General features: G+C 72.4%; 1 protein-coding gene. It reads right to left on the reverse strand.

The window, feature by feature from the left end; translation table 11 throughout:
* On the reverse strand, positions 1 to 1,031 hold a 1,031-nt coding region (locus DBR34_RS16320; protein ID WP_219928316.1), incomplete at both ends, for an Ig-like domain-containing protein.

Here is a 1,031-nt window from a genome sequence, read left to right on the forward strand (position 1 = left end):
GGTGGGCGACGCCGTGCCCGGCGCGATCGGCGTGGCGAAGGTATCGGCCACCGCCACCAGCGTGCCGCTGTTGACGTTGAGCGTTGCGTTCGCAGTGGCGCACACGCCCGCATCGGGTGCCGGCAGGCAGACCGTGTAGGCGAAGGTGGACGCGCCGCTGAAGCCGACGGGCGGGGTGTAGACCAGGCTGCCATCGCTGGCCAGCACCAGCCCGTCCGGCGCGGTGCCCACCACCTGGAAGACCGCACCGGCCGGCGCGTTGTCGTTGGTGGCCACGCTGCTGGTAAGCACCTGCCCGGCCGCGGTGGACAGCGCATCGTCCAGCGCCGACGGCGCCACCACCAGGCGGATCGTCGCGGTATCGCAGTTGCCGGGCGCGGCGGCCTCGCACAGCTGGTAGGTGAGGTTCTTGACCCCGGCAGGGGTGCCGGCGGCCACGGTCACCGCGCCTTCGGCGGTGATGGCCAGGCCGGCCGGTGCGCCCACCAGCGACAGCAGCACGTTGGCCACCGCCGGCGGGGTGATGCCGTTGAGCGAATCATTGGCCAGCACCGAGGTGGTGCTGCCGCCGCTGACCGGGCTGATCGGGGTGCTGCTGAAATCATCGCCCGTGGCGGCCAGGCTGCCCACGGTGAGGGTGATGGCGGCACTGGCAGTGGCGCACAGCGCCGCGTTCGGCGCCGGCAGGCAGACCTGGTAATCGAAGGTCACCGGCGAGGTCACGCCGGCCGGCGGCACATAGGTGAAGCTGCCCGAGCCGGTGAAGGTCAGCCCGGCCGGCACCGGGCCGACCACGCTGAACAGTGCGCCCGGCGGCACGTTGTCGTTGTCGCCCACGCTGCCGTTGAGGGGCTGCCCGGCGGCGGTGGAGAAGGTGTCGTTGCTGGCCGACGGCGTCACCACCAGGCGCAGGGTGGCACTGGCGCAGTTGCTGGGCAGCACCGCTTCGCAGACCTGGTAGGTGAGCACCACCGCGCCACTGGTCGCGGCGGCGGGCACCTGCAACAGGCCGTTGGCATCCAGCGCGTACC

This window comes from Stenotrophomonas sp. HMWF003, assembly GCF_003061285.1.
Classification (GTDB): Bacteria; Pseudomonadota; Gammaproteobacteria; order Xanthomonadales; family Xanthomonadaceae; genus Stenotrophomonas; species Stenotrophomonas maltophilia_AP.